Genomic DNA, 17,289 nt, shown 5'->3' with positions numbered 1-17,289 from the left:
CTTAAAATTTCTCTAGAACATTTAACAGCTTATCGTTTTCTTCTTTTGTGCCTACGGTAATGCGTAAACAACCTTCGCACAAAGTTACTTTAGAACGGTCTCGTACAATGATGCCTTGCTCTACTAAAGTATCATAAATTTTTGGCGCATCTGTAACTTCTGTTAGAATAAAATTTGCATCAGAAGGATATACTTTTTTTACAATATTTATTTCATTTAGTGCCTTACTTAAACGGTCTCTTTCTGCAACAGATTCTTTGATCCAATCGTTCACCTGAGCAATGTTTTTTAGCGCTTCAAATGCTAAATCCTGAGTGGCCTGATTGATGTTATAAGGTGGCTTAATTTTGTTCAAAATATCGATCACTTTTGTTGAAGAAAAAGCCATGCCTAAACGTAAAGCGGCGAGTCCCCAGGCTTTCGAAAAAGTTTGCAAAACTACGAGGTTTGCGTACTCGGTTAGCTCCTGGATAAAGGTCTTCTGACGGGCGTAATTAATGTAAGCTTCATCGACTACAACGATGCCATTAAAGTTGGCTAAAATGGTTTCAATATCTTCCCTTTTTATTGAATTTCCGGTTGGATTATTTGGTGAGCAAATGAAGATTAATTTGGTGTTTTTGTCAATCGTTTCTGCGATCTTTTCCATGTCTAACTGGAAGTTGGGAAGCAGGCTCACTTTGCGTATTTCTACATCATTTATATTGGCCGAAACTTCATACATTCCATAGGTTGGCGGCAGTACAATTACATTGTCTTTTCCAGGGTTACAGAAAGCACGGAATAACAAATCTATTGCTTCATCACTACCATTTCCTAAAAAAGTATTCTCAATTGGTACACCTTTTATTTTACTGATGGCATCTTTCAAGTCCAGCTGTAAAGGATCTGGATAGCGGTTATAATTGGCAGGCAAAGGTGAGCCATAACTGTTCTCGTTAGCATCCAAAAAAACAGATGCCTGGCCTTTAAATTCGTCCCTTGCGGTAGAGTAGGGGCGAAGGTTTTTTATATTTTCTCTTACTAAATCGTTAATGTCCATTGTTGTGTTTTATTCGTCACCCTGAATTTATTTCAGGGTCTTTTACTGTTATAGATGCCTAAATAAATTCAGCATGACGTACAGCAAAGATGTTTATCTAATTAAATTTTTAAGTCTTATGCTTACTGCATTTTTATGCGCTTCTAAACCTTCGGCTGCTGCAAGTATTTCAACTGTGGCGCCAATATTATTCAAGCCTTCCTGAGATAAATGCTGAAAAGTGATTTTTTTCAAAAAAGCATCAGTTGATACCCCTGAATAAGCCTTTGCAAAGCCACTTGTTGGTAAGGTATGATTGGTTCCAGAGGCATAATCGCCTACACTTTCTGGTGTGAGGTTACCTAAAAATACCGATCCTGCATTGATAATCAATGGAATAATGCTTTCGAAGGTTTCGGTAGCCAATATTAAATGCTCTGGTGCATACTCATTTGAAAATTGCATGGCCTCTTCCAGATTTTTAGCCACTACAGCATATGAATTGGCTATGGCTTTAGCTGCAATGTCTTTTCTAGGAAGAATAGCAAGTTGATTATCAATTTCTTTTAGGGTTTCAGTTATGATCTGATTAGAGGTGGAAACTAAAATAGCCTGACTATCAGTTCCATGTTCTGCCTGCGCAAGTAGGTCGGCAGCAATAAATGACGGATTGGCAGTCTCATCTGCGATAACCAATACCTCTGATGGTCCGGCAGGCATATCTATTGCCACTTTATTTTGAACCATGGTTTTAGCTGTGGTTACATAACGGTTGCCAGGGCCAAAAATCTTATATACCTGTGGTACGCTTTCCGTTCCGAAAGCCATGGCAGCTACAGCCTGTGCGCCCCCAATCAGGAATACTTTTTCTATACCCAATAGCACTGCGCAATAAGCCAGGTAACAATTGGTTTTGCCATCACTTTGCGGAGGTGAGCATACTACAATCTCTGTACAGCCTGCAATACGTGCTGGTGTTGCCAGCATTAGAAAGGTACTTGGTAATACTGCGGTTCCTCCCGGGATATAAAGTCCAACCTTTTCAATTGCCCTGCTTTCGCGCCAGCAAACTACACCTGGCATCGTCTCTATTTTATCTTCTTTCTTTAGCTGCGACAGGTGAAAATTTTTGATGTTTTCGTACGCCGTATCAATTGCTTTTTTTGCTTCAGCCGGGATAGTTGCCGCAATAGCTTTTAACTCTTCGCCATCTAAAAAAAGTTTTTCCAGTTCAACTTTATCAAAGGTTTTGGCGAAATCAAAAAGGGCTTTGTCGCCATCCGTTTTTACCGATTTCACAATATCAGCAACACGACTTTCAACCAATTTATCGTCTTCAATCTGTCTCGAACAAAGTTCTTCAATTTTTGATTTAGATAAATCTGTATAATTGTAGATTTTCAATGTTTTATATTTTTAAATTAACTAATAGTTAATATGAGATTTTACGAATTTACTTGATTATTTTCTCAATTGGCATTACTAAAATACCTTCGGCACCAGCAACTTTCAAACTGTTTATTTTGTCCCAGAAATCTTCTTCAGCAATTACAGAATGGACGGCTACCCAATTCGGTTCGAAGAGTGGAACTACCGTAGGACTTTTAACGCCAGGCAATAAATCAACTACTTTTTGGAGGTTATCTTTCGATACATTCAGTACCACATATTTGTTCGATTTTGCACTAAGTACAGAGCGGATGCGCTGCAGTAATTCTGCTACTTCCGGGTTGTTGGCTATTGATTTATTTCCGATTAAAACCGCTTCCGATTGCATGACATCAGCGAAAGGTTTTAGTCCGTTGCTCTTTAATGTTCCACCTGTTGAAACGATATCAAAAATAGCATCACTTAATCCTAAACCCGGTCCAATTTCTACCGATCCTGAAATGGTTCTGATATCAGATTTTATACCTTTTTCCTGTAAGAATTTTTCGAGGATTACCGGATAAGAAGTTGCAATTGCTTTGCCGTTTAACTCTTCCAGTTCTTGGATGTTACTGGTGGCTTGAACAGCAATTTTTAAGGTGCATTTTCCAAAGCCCAATTTTTGTAGATAATCTACTTCGGCTTTGGTTTCTACAATTACATTTTCACCAACTATACCCAGGTCGGCGATGCCATCCTGTACATATTCGGGGATGTCATCGTCCCTCAGGAAAAGAATTTCTAAAGGAAAATTGGTAACGGTTGAGATCAGGGAACTTTTATAGTTTTCGAAAGATAAACCACAGTTTTTAAGTATTTCTACAGATTTTTCATTTAACCTACCCGACTTCTGGATAGCGATTTTAAGTGTTTTCAAAGTATTGAATATAGAGTGAACAAGAAATTATTTTACGGAAAAAAGTTTTGAAGTACAAAACAAACATATCATATCGCCTATCGGCGATGGTGTAAATGTAAGTGATGGTTCAAAGTTAAATTCATAAATTATTTCTGCCAGTATCAATACTTTAGCTGATAAGCGCTGGCAAATATAGTGTTTGATTTGGGAAAACAAAAAATAATGGCACTTAATTTGCCATTATGGTGTTTTTATTATCATTAACTATTATTTTATATTAATATTCTACGCTTTTGAAAAAGTTTCGCTTTCTTATCCTGCCCTTTATTTTATTCGTTTCTGCCTGTGGGTGGTTTAAAAGCCCACCCGAGATTGGAAAAGTGCTTTCTGAACATTTCAAGAATAAGATCTATAAAGATTTTGATACTGTAGCCTATGATAGTGTTTTTGTGAAAACAATGGACAGTCTTTCGGTTAAATTTGTTAATCCTAAAACCATAAAAGCATTTTATGCAAGTAATAATGCCCAACCTAAATTGGTTACCCAATTCTACATTAATGGCCAGTTAGATACGCTAGTGAGTTATTTAGATCAAAGCCAGGTGCACGGCTTTAATCCAAAGATTTTTAAGGGGGATGAGATTAAAAGCTTGTTGGCATTGTTAACAGCCAATAAGTTTAAGAAAGTAGGGGAAAGTTATCCTATAATCGCCAAATTAGAGTTGTTATCAGCAAATGCTTACCTGAATTACAATAATTATCTCAAATATGGGGTGGTAAATCCCAAGGCAATTTTTTCACGTTATTACATTAAAGTTAAACGTCCGGATAGTTTAGGCATGATTAATCTTTTAAATGGTAAAAGCCTTTCAGATACCTTAAGATCCGTTCAGCCAAAGTCTGCTCAATACAAAGCTTTGCAAGCGGCCTATTTGCATGCAAATTCGGAAAGTGAAAAGCGGATTTTATCATTAAACATGGAGCGTTTCCGTTGGAAAATGCCAGAGACAGGAGACAATTATGTGCAGGTAAATATTCCAGATTTTAGGTTAACCTGGTTCGATAAAAAAGATACCGTAATTGCGATGAAAGTTTGTGTAGGTGGTAAGCGCGAAAATGGATACGATGAGAAGCTTAAAACCTTCTCAAAATCGGGTAATTTAGATGACAAACCGAAGAATCACGAGACGCCATTATTGTTCAGTAAAATCAACTCAATTCAAGCCAATCCGGTATGGAATATTCCGGTAAGTATTGCCCAAAGTGAGATCTATTGGATGGCCAGAAAAGATCCCTTTTATTTGTCGAATAGTAACATTAAAGTATACTATAAAGATAAGCTGATTGGTGAACCTGATACCATCAATTGGAGCAGGTATTCTCGTGATAAATTACCCTTCAGATTTAAGCAGGGATCTGGTGGCGGAAATGCTTTGGGAAAGTTTAAATTTATCTTCGATAATAGCTCAAGTATTTACCTGCACGATACCAATAATAAGAACGGATTTAACTTAACAAACAGAGCCATCAGCCATGGCTGTGTGCGCATCGAAAAACCACTAGAATTTGCTGCACTTTTGGTGAAAGATTCTTACACGTATGATAAACTTAGGGCAGAGGTAGATCTGCCACCAATAGATAGCACACATATAAAATGGTATAAAAAACGCATGGCGCAAAAGGCAGATACGACCAAATCTTTTCAATTAAAACCGACCTGGTTCGGACCAAAGAAACCTGTTCCATTGATCATTACCTATATTACGGCCTGGTCTCAAAATGATAAGATCGAGTACCGGCCTGATATCTATGGAATGGATGAAAAACTTTGGGCTGCAATGAAGAAGTTTAGATAAGAAATAAAATTGTAACATTCGGTCTTTTATCATAAAAGCATTAATTTTGTGTTGTTTTTACACAAATTAAGGAATGATCGATCAAAACATTAAAATTGCCGTTGATGCCATTGTTTTTGGCTACGAAAAAGGAACACTCTATGTATTGGCCGTTCAGCAGCGCTTTGGTAAACTGGCCGATCGTTGGGTGTTGCCCGGTGGTTTTATTTTGGATGATGAACCATTAATAACCGCAGTAGAACGTGAGCTTAAGGAAGAGGCTGGGATAACTGTAAATTACCTCGAACAATTGGGAACTTTTGGTGATGATGTTAAACGCGACGAACGATTCAGGGTAATCTCTGTCGCTTATTTTGCTCTGGTAAATCCCAAAAATTTTGTGTTAAAGGCTGATACCGATGCAAAAGATGCCAAATGGTTTCCAGTAGCGCAGGTGCCGGCGTTGGGTTACGACCATAATGAAATGGTTAAACTTGCTCATCAACGTTTAAAAAGTAAACTTACCTATCAGCCTATTGGTTTCGATCTCTTGGACCATGAATTTCTCTTTTCAGATCTAGAAAATTTATACTGTTCTATTTTAGAACGGGATATTGACAGGAGAAATTTTAGAAAAAAAATATTAAGTTTTGGAATTGTTAAAGAAACGGATAAAGTGGTTAAAATAGGCGCTAGCGGACGGCCAGGGAAGCTTTTCGTATTCGATAAGCCAAAATATCACCAACTTTTAAAGGAAAATTTCCAGTTTGATATTAGGTTTGCGTAAAATAAACACAAATTATTTTTTGCATTTCAAAAATGATTTTTATATTTGTGTAAATAATACGCAAATATATGTTAAATCTTAATCCAAGTTTCACTCCGCTAGGCGAAAATAACTTAATCGAATACAAATCTTTCTTATTTGCAGGTGGCGAACCACACATTAAAATTTCAAATAATTTTGATGTCAGCCTTCCGGTTACCATTACACATCGAATAAACTCTTTTAATGATTTAGGCCTGATCTGCATTACCGTTGATGCTTTGAAAAGAATGGGCGTGAAGGAAATCAATCTTTTTATTCCGTATTTCCCAGCAGCCAGGCAAGATAGGGTAATGGTTCAGGGCGAGCCATTATCGGTAAAAGTATATGCAGATATGATTAATGCCATGACTTTGGCAAGTGTTGCCATTTTCGATCCGCATAGCGAAGTAACCCCGGCATTGCTGAATAACTGTGTTACCATTTCTAACCATGAATTTATAAAACAGGTTATCGCAAAAATTGGAAACGATGTAAAACTCATTTCTCCCGATGGAGGCGCTTTAAAGAAAATTTATAAAGTTTCCGAATTTTTAGGTGGAGCCGAAGTAGTAGAATGCTCTAAAAGCCGTGATGTAAAAACAGGAAAACTATCCGGATTTAAAGTGTATAGTGAAGATCTGGCTGGTGCCGATTGTTTAATTGTTGATGATATCTGTGATGGTGGGGGAACATTTATCGGTTTGGCCGAAGCATTAAAGGCCAAAAATGCGGGGAAATTATATCTGGCGATCAGTCATGGCATATTCAGCAAAGGCTTTGAAGTGTTTGATCAATATTTTGAGCAGATTTTTACAACCGATTCGATCAAAGAAATTTATCATGCTGGTGTAACGCAGATAAAATTAGTGGATATTTTATAGGATAATATGAGAACGATACTTCCGCCAGAGATTATTTTGCCATCTGATGTGTCGGTATTTCTTGCCGGAACCATCGATATGGGCCACTCTGTTGATTGGCAACAAACATTTATTCATCAGGCAAATAAGGAAAAAAAATTGGATGATGTAGTCGTTTTCAATCCGCGAAGAAAATCCTGGGATTATAACTGGACGCAGTCGATCGAAAATGTATGGTTCAGCGAGCAGGTGAACTGGGAACTGGATGCGATGGAAAGTGCCGATGTGATTTTATTGTTCCTTGAAGCAAATTCTAAGTCGCCAATTTCGATGATGGAATTGGGTTTATTCGCCGATTCAGGCAAGTTGATGGTTTGCTGTGAGGAAGGGTTTTGGCGGAAGGGCAATATCGATATCGTTTGTAAAAGAAAAGGAATCGATCAGTACCGCACATTCGATGAACTTAGTGCTGCCGTAATAGCAAAGCTTAAAGATTTGGTAGAAAGTAAATAAACGCGAAAAACATGAAAAACAGGATTATCCATAGCGCGATGTTCGGGCTGGTAGTTGGCGATGCTTTGGGTGTGCCGGTAGAATTTAAAAGCAGGGATTATTTAAGAAAGTTTCCGGTAAAGGATATGCTGGCCTATGGTGTTCATCATCAACCGTTAGGTACCTGGAGTGATGATAGTTCGCTAACGCTTTGTTTGGCCGAAAGTCTTTGCAATGGCTACGATTTAAATGATATCGCACAAAAATTTCTTCAATGGTTTAACGCTCAGGTCTGGACGCCTCACGGAAAAGTTTTCGATATCGGAATTGCTACAAGTGAGGCTATTAAGATGATAAAACATGGAGCAGACCCCGTTTTATGTGGCGGGGCATCAGAAATGGATAACGGAAATGGGTCTTTAATGAGGATTTTGCCTCTGTTGTTTTATTTACAGGATGAAAAGGATCTTAAAGTTATTTACCAACGGGTGAATGAGGTTTCATCGATTACACATGCACATTTCCGTTCTGTTTTTGCTTGTTTTATTTACATTGTTTATGGTTTGGAACTGTTAAAAGGGAACGATAAAAGAGAAGCTTATTTTAACGCACAGTTTAAACTTAAAAACTTTATTGCAAATAATGATTTCGAACAAAAGGAAATTGACTTGTTTAAAAGGGTTTTACTAAATGATATCTCAACAGTGCCGGAAAGCGAGATTTATTCTTCAGGTTATGTGCTGCATAGCCTGGAAGCCAGCTTGTGGTGTACCCTCAATACCGAATCATATGAGGATGCGGTTCTGAAAGCGGTTAACCTAGGTGACGATACAGACACAACTGGTGCAATTACCGGTGGTTTGGCCGGTTTAATCTATGGTTTTGAATCTATTCCTGAAAATTGGGTCAATTCAATTGTAAAGAAAATAGAAATTGATAATCTCTGTGAAGAAATGAATTCCGGATTGATGGATTAAGGGATGAAATAGCAAAGAAAGATGTTTAAAAATCTATGGTGGTCACCTTGAACCCAGCCTTAGCGAGCTCAACGAAGGTAATTTATTCAGGGTTTTACAGAAAAGATGCTGAAATGAATTCAGCATGACGTTTGTATTGAAACAATCTATAAATAAAAATTCAAAAAATGATTTTAGAACTAATCAAAGCCGATATAACAACAATTAAAGCCGATGCTATCGTCAACGCGGCGAATACTTCATTACTGGGTGGCGGCGGAGTAGATGGCGCCATCCACAGAAAAGGTGGCAAGGCAATTTTAGATGCTTGTGTAGCCATCAGGAATAAACAGGGACAATGCAAAACCGGAAATGCAGTAATTACAACGGCAGGCAGTTTACCTGCAAAATATGTAATCCATACCGTTGGGCCGGTTTGGAACGGTGAAAGTGAGAAAAATAACGCTTTGCTTGCAGATTGTTATCGCAATAGCTTAATCTTAGCAATAGAAAACAATGTTAAAACTATTGCTTTTCCCAATATCAGTACTGGGATTTATCATTTCCCGAAAGATAAAGCAGCAGAAATTGCCATTAAAACGGTAGATCATTTCGCCGATAAAGAAAAGATAGAAAAAGTAATCTTCGTTTGTTTCGACGATGAGAATTACGAGTTATACCTGCAAAAATTAGGTAAATAATAAGTTTAGCATTTAAATTATGGACATTAAAATAGCAAAAGGCATCAGCAAATTGCTCAGCTATATTTTGAGGCATTCGCCAGAAACCATAAAGCTTAAGCTTGATGAAAATGGTTGGGCGGATGTGAACGAGCTGATTGCCAAATTCGATCTTTATGAGCTAGAACTAGATTTTGAACTGCTTGAATACGTGGTTGAAAATAACGATAAAAAGAGATTTGCATTTAATGCAGATAAAACCAAAATAAGGGCAAATCAAGGACATTCCATTTCAATTGAACTAAACCTTGATGAGGCGGAACCGCCAGCATACCTGTATCATGGTACAGTTGAAAAATTCCTGCCCGACATTAAATTGCAGGGATTGCAAAAAATGAGCCGGCAGCATGTGCATTTAAGTGCCGATAAAGAAACGGCCAACAAAGTAGGTGGTAGGAGAGGTAAACCGGTTATCCTTACCGTTAATAGCGGGGAGATGCATAGGGCAGGCTATAAATTTTATTTATCAGCCAACAATGTATGGCTTGCAGCTGTTGTGCCTGCTGAGTTTATAACATTTTAACATGAGCAGAACATTGGTAATAGGTGATATTCATGGCGGATTAAAAGGCCTGATCCAGTTATTCGAACGTGCAGACATTTCAGCTGAAGATAAGCTCATCTTTCTTGGCGATTATGTAGATGGTTGGAGTGAATCGGCACAGGTAATTGATTACCTCATGCGCCTGGATGAAAGTCACCAGTGCATCTTTATTAAAGGCAATCATGATGCCTGGTGCATAGATTGGCTCGAAAAAGCCATTGTAAATGACGTTTGGTTTGTACATGGAGGTAAATCAACAATGGAGAGTTATCAAAGTTTATCTGATGAAGCAAAGAAAGAACACTTAAATTTCTTTAAACGAATGAAAGATTATGATGTGGACGGGCAGAACAATCTTTTTATCCACGCTGGTTTTTCTTCCATGCACGGTCCGGAAAAAGAGCGTTATTCAAGCAATTATTCGTGGGACCGCACGCTTTGGGAAATGGCGCTCACCATGGATAACCGGATTAAAAAAGATTCGGCCATTTATCCGAAACGTTTATTGTTGTACCATGAAATCTATATTGGGCATACGCCAACGCTCTACTATAATGTTAATGTACCAATGCAGGGCTGCAATGTCTGGAATATCGATACCGGTGCTGCATTTACAGGAAAATTAAGCTGTTTGGATATTGAAACCAAACAATTTTGGCAGAGTGATACGTTACAAAGCCTGTATCCAAACGAAAAGGGAAGAAATAAATAATATTTAAATACATCAAACCATGAATCCATTATTATTAACAGACGGTTATAAAGTTGACCACCGCAGACAGTATCCTGAAAATACCACTCTGGTTTATTCGAATTGGACGCCAAGAAAAAGCAGGCTCGAAAATGTAAATCATGTGGTTCTTTTTGGGCTACAGTACTTTATCAAAAAATATATCATCGACGATTTTAACCAGAATTTCTTTAAACAGCCAAAAGAGGAGATTTTAAGGAAATATGCCCGCAGGATCAATAATTACCTTGGCGAAAACCTGGTAGGCACACAGCACATTGCCGATTTACATGATCTGGGTTATATCCCCATGGTTTTCAAATCACTTCCCGAAGGAGCCGAAGTGCCTTTGCGTGTGCCGATGTTCACCATGTACAATACCAAACCGGAGTTTTTCTGGCTGACCAATTATTTCGAAACGTTGCTTTCTGCAGTGGTTTGGTTGCCATGTAATTCGGCTACTATTGCAAAACAGTACCGTACCATTTTGGATAAATATGCCGCAGAAACCTCATCGGTACCAGAATTTGTAGATTGGCAAGGTCACGATTTCTCCATGCGCGGTATGGGTGGGATAGAAGCTGCAGTAACTTCAGCAGCTGGACATTTATTGAGTTTCACTGGAACTGATACCATCCCGGCTATTGATTTTCTGGAAGAATATTATAACACAGATTCCGACAAAGAACTGATTGGTGGCTCGGTTGCCGCTACAGAACATTCGGTAATGTGCATGGGAACCAACACAGGAGAGCTCGAAACTTTTAAAAGATTGATTTTAGAAGTTTATCCAAAAGGGATTGTATCCATTGTTTCTGATACCTGGGATTTATGGAAAGTGTTAACTGAATATCTGCCTGTTTTGAAAAATGATATTATAGCCCGACCTGGTAAGGTGGTCATCAGGCCTGATTCCGGTGATCCTGTTGATATTATCTGCGGAAATCCGAACGGTAAAAATGAAAACGAACAAAAAGGCGTAATCGAACTGCTTTGGGATGTTTTTGGTGGAAAAACCAATGATAAAGGCTTTAAAGAACTCGTTCCTCAAATTGGGGCCATTTATGGCGACAGCATTACCACCGAGCGGGCTACACAAATCTGTGAGCGTTTAAAAGCAAAAGGTTTCGCTTCGACCAATGTAGTGTTCGGTATCGGATCTTTCACCTATCAATATAATACACGTGATACCTTCGGTTTTGCAATGAAAGCTACTTATGGAGAAGTGGATGGTGTTGGTCGTGAAATATTTAAGGATCCCATTACCGATGATGGTACCAAAAAATCGGCTAAAGGTTTATTGCAGATTTTTAAAAATGCCCAGGGAGAATATGAACTGAAAGATCAATGCACCTGGCAAGAAGAAGCACAAGGTGAACTAAAAGAAGTTTTCAGAGACGGCAAACTGTTAATTGATTATTCTCTTGCCGAAATTAGAGAAAGACTAAAGAATAGTTAACTTCGCCAAGTTTTTGAGACTGTATCATTATATCAAACTGTCATCCTGAGCCTGTCGAAGGACAATAATAAACGCATTTCGACAGGCTCAAAGTGACATTAGTTTTTAAGTACACCTCATCCAACGAAAGACATCAAAAAATGCAGGAAACACCTAATTTTAACCATCAGGCCGATATCGTAAATGGTGCTATCAGATTTATGAACGCATGGTTTAAACAATCGAAGGCAATTACAAGTGAACTGAATGATTTTTTTATATTGCCAGGCAATAAAATTATTGGCAAAGATGTTATCATTGGGCGATTGAAAGGCATTTTCGGTCAATCAGATGAGTATGTAGGCGGGCGTTATGATATCATAGATGTTAATTTTGAATTATTAGACGATGGTAAAGGAATGGGCTTTATAGAAGGTGTTGCTGGGTACCGGGATGTGATTCAAAAACAATCTAAAATTGTAAGCGGACCTTTTAAACTGTACTTTGCACTACACAATGGTAGCTGGAAAATTGTGAATATCGAGTTTCCGGGGTTTAGTTATTGATTTAATCTTATTTAAGACCAGTTAAATTTCGCTTTTCATCGTTAAGTGTCATTCTGAACGCAGTAAAGAATCTTAGACATGAAATTCAGTCGGGCATTTTCCTACCAGTTGGTGTCATCATCGACCAAACTAATCTCTTGGTATTCAAATCGATTAGGATAAAATGTAATAATATAAAATCGTATATTTGTACCAATATGGTACGCTAAAAATAGAATTATGTTAGTAGTAAGCAGCAGAGAATTTAGGGAAAAACAGGCTGAATATATGGATATGGCCGATAGTGGAGAACAGATTATTGTTCAAAGAGGCAAAAATAAAGCGTATTCAATAACACCAATCACCAATGATGATATCTACTTTTCAAAGGTGATGGTCGAAAAGATTGAAAAATCACTTTTGCAGGCAAAAAATGGAGAAGTTACTAAGGTTACAGGAAAAGATGCATTAGTAGAATTTCTTAAAGATTTATAATGTATAGTCTAGAGTTCACTTCCCAGGCAATAGAGGATCTTAAGTGGCTAAAGAAAACAGACACAATTGCTTATAAAAAGGTTCAAAAATTATTATTGGAACTTATCGAGCATCCAACCATAGGAACCGGGAAGCCAGAACTAAAGAAATATAATTTATCTGGCTTATATTCTAGAAGGATATCGCAAAAGCACAGATTAGTTTATCAAATAAATGGCGAAACGATAAGTGTATTGGTTTTGTCGGCTGCTGGCCATTATGGTGATAAATAAATCTGCCAATTTTCTATTGGCTAGCGTCGCCATCTACCAAAACTTTAAATAACATTGATAATAATAAATAAGGAATATTATCCCCAATTCCATAATTTTTCTATCTTTGGTTTTTAATGAATTTCCTTTATCCGGGCTTTCTTTTTGCACTAATATCGGTTGCCATCCCGGTTATCATTCATTTATTCAATTTCAGAAAATTTAAAAAGGTTTATTTCTCTAATGTTCAGCTTTTAAAGGAAGTAGAACAGCAAAATTCATCAAAAGAAAAAATTAAAAATCTGCTCATTCTCTTGTCGCGGATTTTGGCGATCATCTTTTTGGTGCTGGCATTTGCCCAACCTTATATCCCTGAACACAATCAAAAAACTACGGCTTTAAACAACATAGTAAGTATTTATATTGATAATTCTTACAGTATGGAGGCCGTTAATAAAGATGGCAGTTTGCTGGACGAGGCGAAACGTAGGGGAAAGGAACTGGTTAAAGGTTTCGGGATGAACGACCGTTTTCAGCTGTTAACCAACGATTTCGAAGGTAAACACCAACGTTTATTAAGTGAAGAGGCATTTTTAAAAGCACTGGATGATGTAAAAATTTCAGCAGCAAACCGAAATCTCCAGCAAATTTTAAACAGACAGGGAAATGTTTTATCTGGGGCAGAAAATAAATACAGCTTTCTCATCTCTGATTTTCAAAAAAATATTTCCTCCACAAAAAAACTCGAAACCAAAGCCGATATTCAATATTCATTTTTGAAATTGAATGCTAATACCTTACCCAATGTTGCGGTAGATAGCGTTTGGACACTTTCACCAAATCATCAGCCCGGTGCAAATGAACGTTTAGTGGTGCAGGTAAAAAATTATTCAGAAGAAGAAGCAAAAAATATTCCCATAAAACTAAGCATCAACAACCAGCAAAAAGGATTGGGTTCCGTAACCATTCCTGCAGGTAAAATCGTTAAAGATACCCTGAATTTCTCAGGACTTAATGTCGGATCGCAAAAAGGTATGGTGAGCATTAAAGATTTTCCCATAACCTTTGATGATTCCCTTTCGTTCAGTTTTAAAGTAGATAAAAGTTTCCCGGTTTTAAGTATTAATGGGCCGAATGCTGGTCATTACATTAAAGCCTTATTCGCGGCCGACGCATACTATCAATTAGCTGAAAATGCCGAAAGCAACGTAAACTATAATAATTTTACCAATTATGGCTTAATTGTATTGAACGGATTGAAAAGTCCTTCAAGCGGATTGGCACAACAGCTAAAAACCTATCTAAACGCAGGTGGAACGGTAGTGCTTTTTCCCGATTTAGATGCTGATATCCAGACTTATAATTCATTTTTGAGCGGATTGTCGCTTCCTGCTATCCAAGGTTTAAATACTACACCAAGCAAGGTTGACCAGATTGATCTGCAGAATCCGATTTTTAAAACTGTTTTTGAAGAAATCCCTAAAAATCTGGATTTGCCAACTGTTTCCCGTTATTATTCTTTTGTGGAGAAAAATATGTCCAACAAAGAAGATATCATGATGTTGCCGGGTAGAAAAGCTTTTTTTTCTAAATATGGGGTAGGTAACGGTCAGGTTTATTTATCAGCCACCGGCTTGAATGTTAATGATGGAAATCTGGCACGTCATCCGGTTTTCGTACCGTTAGTTTATCGCTTGGCCCTAAGTGGAGGAAACGAAGTACCGCTATATTATCATATTGGCAATGACAATACACTGGCCAGTAAAAAAATCGCTATCGGTAAAAACCAGAGTTTAAAAATTACAGCTGACCATTTTGAAGCGATCCCTGAAATAAGGCAGGCAGATGGAAAAACATTAATTTATATTGCCGATCAGATTAAAAATGCAGGTTTTTATAACCTAAAACTTGCAGATTCGCTGCTTGCGGTTTATAGCTTTAACGCTGGACGTGCCGAATCTGATCTACACTATTTAAGTAAAACAGAACTGGAGCAATTAGCCGATAAAAGTAACCTGAAAATATTCGATACCGATAAAGATGCCGTTAAATTAATTGCCGGTGGCAATAAAATCGGACAAACTTTATGGAAACTTTGTCTAATTTTGTCGCTGATTTTTATTGCAGCAGAAATTTTGCTCATCCGATTTTTTAACAACACAAAAAGAACAATATGAATCTCCTGGTTAAAAATGTAACCATTGCCGATCCGCAAAGTAAATTCAACAGTCAACAATGCGATGTCAGAGTAGAAAATGGTAAAATTATGAACATAGGTAAATTAACTGCCGATAAAAATGAAACCATTTTTGATGCTCATGGTGCTTTCTTAACACCGGGGTTTTTTGATTTAAACTGTGTAGCAGGCGATCCGGGCTTCGAAACGAAGGAAGATATTGAAACGTTAACTCAAACTGCAAAAGCTGGCGGTTTTACAGGATTGGCCTTATTACCGCAAACCAGTCCGGTTGTACAGTCAAAATCTCAGGTAGAGTATATTATTAACAGGGCTAAGAATAATCTGGTTGAAGTTTTGCCTGTTGGGGCCATTAGCCAGAACCGCGAGGCAAAAGAATTGGCTGAACTTTTCGATATGCAACAGGCAGGTGCTGTAGCTTTCTCTGATGGTGATAAAGCCCTACAGGATGATGGTTTTATGAGCCGGGCCTTGCAATATGCCAAAGGTTTTAATGCACTCTTAATGGTTTATCCCGAAAATAAATCAATTGCAGGTAAATCGCAGATTAATGAAAGTAAAAACTCAGTGCTTCTGGGAATGAAAGGTTTGCCGGCGCTGGCCGAAGAAATGCACATCGCCCGCGATATTTTCCTGGCTTCATATAACGAAACCAAGATCCACATCAGCAATATTTCAACTGCAGGTGCTGTCGCTTTAATCCGTAAGGCAAAGAAAGATGGTGTTCAGGTTTCATGCGATGTAACGGCTCATCACCTCGTGTTTACAGAAGAACTTTTAAGCGATTTTGATAGCAATTATAAGGTTAAGCCACCATTACGTGGAAAATCAGATGTAAAAGCATTAATTGCTGGTTTAAAAGACGGAACCATTGATGCGATTACTTCTCAGCACCGGCCTGAGGAAATCGAATTTAAAAATGTAGAGTTCGAAATTGCCCATTATGGTATTATTGCTTTACAAACGGTATTGCCATTGTTGTTAAAAGCCGGATTGGATATTACTTTAATTGCAGAGAAATTGGCCATTAACCCACGTATATTGTTAAATTTAACTGTTCCGGTAATTGAAGAAGGAGCAGCGGCTAACTTCACGGTAGTGAATACAAGCGAAAAATGGTTATATAATTCGGCAAGCAACCATTCAAAATCGGCAAATAGTCCGTTATTGGGTACCGAACTTACTGGTAAGGTAAAATTGGTATATAATAATAACCAATACTGGGAGAATTAAGGTTGAAAAGGTTGAAGGCATAAGGTTCTTAACCATGTCTTAAAAGATATTAGTTCAGAAAAAAAAATATTGATAATTAACAGGTTATAAGAACTTTAAGACTAAAGCAAGAAATTACAATTTGCTGTTCAGGTCGTACAATCTTATCATCCTAAAACACTAAAAATCTTAATGATGGATAATAGAGTAAAAAAGGCACTAGGTGTAGCCATTAACAAATATGCTGAAGTTTCGGCTACTAATGTAGAAGGTTTTGAAACAGAATTGTTGGCTGCTTTTGAGCTTGATGTTAACTTTTTAGATAAAGCTACGGCTTTTGATGCAGTTTTCGATTCTCATCCGAAATTTGAAGAATTGCGCGAAGTATTTTTCGATTTATTGATGGTAAATTTCTTCAGTAGCGACGTGCAAAAACTAGAAGATGACTATTTGGAGAGCGAAGAATGGGCGAATATTGAGGAGGAAACCATTGATAGGGGTACCGAACTTTTAAATCTTTTGCTATACATTAAAGAGTGCAAGGATGAAGATTTAGATCCTGAACTGGGCGATTTTCTAAAAGAATTTTTGTTGGTAGAAGACGATGAGTTTCAGGATGAGTTTGAGATTTATGAAGAACTGATCAGCAACCAGCAACTGGCCGAAAGTAGTGTAGAAGAGATCTGTAAAGCGGCTGCAAAATTAAATATCAGCGAAGAAATGCAGGAATTGTTCGTGCCGTTTATGGTTTTCTTCCTGGATGTAGAAGGTAGTAAGGAAACAGAAAAAGAATTAATTCAGTTTAGCCGTAACAAAGCTTTTGATGCTGCATCTTATACATTGATCACAACAATCAATAACTAAAAAAACTAAAAAAA

General features: G+C 37.6%; 18 protein-coding genes. 15 read left to right on the top strand and 3 right to left on the bottom strand.

What is annotated here, in order from left to right; genetic code table 11:
* Position 1: 1 nt before the first annotated feature.
* From hisC to hisG, 3 genes are all read right to left on the bottom strand, one after another.
* Positions 2-1,042: a histidinol-phosphate transaminase gene (gene hisC / locus OQX63_RS07305; RefSeq protein ID WP_265850243.1), complete on the bottom strand. Its 1,041-nt coding sequence runs from the start codon at positions 1,040-1,042 to the stop codon at positions 2-4.
* A gap of 93 nt (positions 1,043-1,135) precedes the next feature.
* Complete coding sequence (hisD, locus tag OQX63_RS07300; protein WP_265850242.1) at positions 1,136-2,425, bottom strand: histidinol dehydrogenase; 1,290 nt, start codon at positions 2,423-2,425, stop codon at positions 1,136-1,138.
* 49 nt (positions 2,426-2,474) lie between these two features.
* Positions 2,475-3,326, bottom strand: coding sequence for an ATP phosphoribosyltransferase (hisG, locus tag OQX63_RS07295; protein WP_265850241.1), 852 nt, complete (start codon positions 3,324-3,326; stop codon positions 2,475-2,477).
* Positions 3,327-3,601: 275 nt separating this feature from the next.
* Between hisG and OQX63_RS07290 the strand changes: the two genes are divergently transcribed.
* The 15 genes from OQX63_RS07290 (at position 3,602) to OQX63_RS07220 (ending at position 17,275) form a co-directional block, all read left to right on the top strand.
* Positions 3,602-5,164 (top strand): L,D-transpeptidase family protein, encoded by a 1,563-nt coding sequence (locus OQX63_RS07290; protein ID WP_265850240.1) that lies wholly within the window; start codon positions 3,602-3,604, stop codon positions 5,162-5,164.
* A 73-nt stretch (positions 5,165-5,237) separates the two neighbouring features.
* Positions 5,238-5,930: an NUDIX hydrolase gene (locus tag OQX63_RS07285; RefSeq protein ID WP_265850239.1), complete on the top strand. Its 693-nt coding sequence runs from the start codon at positions 5,238-5,240 to the stop codon at positions 5,928-5,930.
* 68 nt (positions 5,931-5,998) lie between these two features.
* Positions 5,999-6,832: a ribose-phosphate diphosphokinase gene (gene prs, locus OQX63_RS07280; RefSeq protein WP_265850238.1), complete on the top strand. Its 834-nt coding sequence runs from the start codon at positions 5,999-6,001 to the stop codon at positions 6,830-6,832.
* 6 nt (positions 6,833-6,838) lie between these two features.
* Positions 6,839-7,324: a nucleoside 2-deoxyribosyltransferase domain-containing protein gene (locus tag OQX63_RS07275; protein ID WP_265850237.1), complete on the top strand. Its 486-nt coding sequence runs from the start codon at positions 6,839-6,841 to the stop codon at positions 7,322-7,324.
* A gap of 11 nt (positions 7,325-7,335) precedes the next feature.
* Entirely contained in the window at positions 7,336-8,280 is a 945-nt protein-coding gene (locus OQX63_RS07270; RefSeq protein WP_265850236.1) for an ADP-ribosylglycohydrolase family protein, read from the top strand.
* A gap of 167 nt (positions 8,281-8,447) precedes the next feature.
* Positions 8,448-8,960, top strand: a complete 513-nt coding sequence (locus tag OQX63_RS07265) for an O-acetyl-ADP-ribose deacetylase (RefSeq protein ID WP_265850235.1) — start codon at positions 8,448-8,450, stop codon at positions 8,958-8,960.
* Between the two features lie 19 nt (positions 8,961-8,979).
* On the top strand, positions 8,980-9,522 hold the full coding sequence (locus tag OQX63_RS07260; RefSeq protein WP_265850234.1) for an RNA 2'-phosphotransferase: 543 nt from the start codon (positions 8,980-8,982) through the stop codon (positions 9,520-9,522).
* Position 9,523: 1 nt separating this feature from the next.
* Positions 9,524-10,255, top strand: coding sequence for a metallophosphoesterase family protein (locus OQX63_RS07255; RefSeq protein ID WP_265850233.1), 732 nt, complete (start codon positions 9,524-9,526; stop codon positions 10,253-10,255).
* Between the two features lie 19 nt (positions 10,256-10,274).
* Entirely contained in the window at positions 10,275-11,732 is a 1,458-nt protein-coding gene (locus tag OQX63_RS07250; RefSeq protein WP_265850232.1) for a nicotinate phosphoribosyltransferase, read from the top strand.
* A 140-nt stretch (positions 11,733-11,872) separates the two neighbouring features.
* Complete coding sequence (locus tag OQX63_RS07245; RefSeq protein ID WP_265850231.1) at positions 11,873-12,277, top strand: hypothetical protein; 405 nt, start codon at positions 11,873-11,875, stop codon at positions 12,275-12,277.
* A gap of 219 nt (positions 12,278-12,496) precedes the next feature.
* The gene (locus OQX63_RS07240) at positions 12,497-12,751 is read left to right on the top strand and encodes a type II toxin-antitoxin system prevent-host-death family antitoxin (protein ID WP_265850230.1); all 255 of its coding nucleotides are present in this window, start codon (positions 12,497-12,499) and stop codon (positions 12,749-12,751) included.
* Positions 12,751-13,023 carry a Txe/YoeB family addiction module toxin gene (locus OQX63_RS07235; RefSeq protein WP_265850229.1) on the top strand — a complete coding sequence of 91 codons (273 nt, stop codon included), beginning with the start codon at positions 12,751-12,753 and terminating at the stop codon, positions 13,021-13,023. The genes OQX63_RS07240 and OQX63_RS07235 overlap by 1 nt, the downstream gene beginning before the upstream one ends.
* A 116-nt stretch (positions 13,024-13,139) precedes the next feature.
* Positions 13,140-15,179, top strand: coding sequence for a BatA domain-containing protein (locus tag OQX63_RS07230; RefSeq protein WP_265850228.1), 2,040 nt, complete (start codon positions 13,140-13,142; stop codon positions 15,177-15,179).
* Positions 15,176-16,432: a dihydroorotase gene (locus tag OQX63_RS07225; protein WP_265850227.1), complete on the top strand. Its 1,257-nt coding sequence runs from the start codon at positions 15,176-15,178 to the stop codon at positions 16,430-16,432. Before OQX63_RS07230 ends, OQX63_RS07225 begins: the two co-directional genes overlap by 4 nt.
* 171 nt (positions 16,433-16,603) lie before the next feature.
* Positions 16,604-17,275, top strand: coding sequence for a hypothetical protein (locus OQX63_RS07220; RefSeq protein WP_322974298.1), 672 nt, complete (start codon positions 16,604-16,606; stop codon positions 17,273-17,275).
* Positions 17,276-17,289: the final 14 nt, after the last annotated feature.

The sequence above is a fragment of the Pedobacter sp. PF22-3 genome (assembly GCF_026239555.1).
Lineage (GTDB): Bacteria > Bacteroidota > Bacteroidia > Sphingobacteriales > Sphingobacteriaceae > Pedobacter.
Note: the sequence above shows the minus strand (reverse complement) of the source record. Positions and strands in the feature narration are given on the sequence as shown.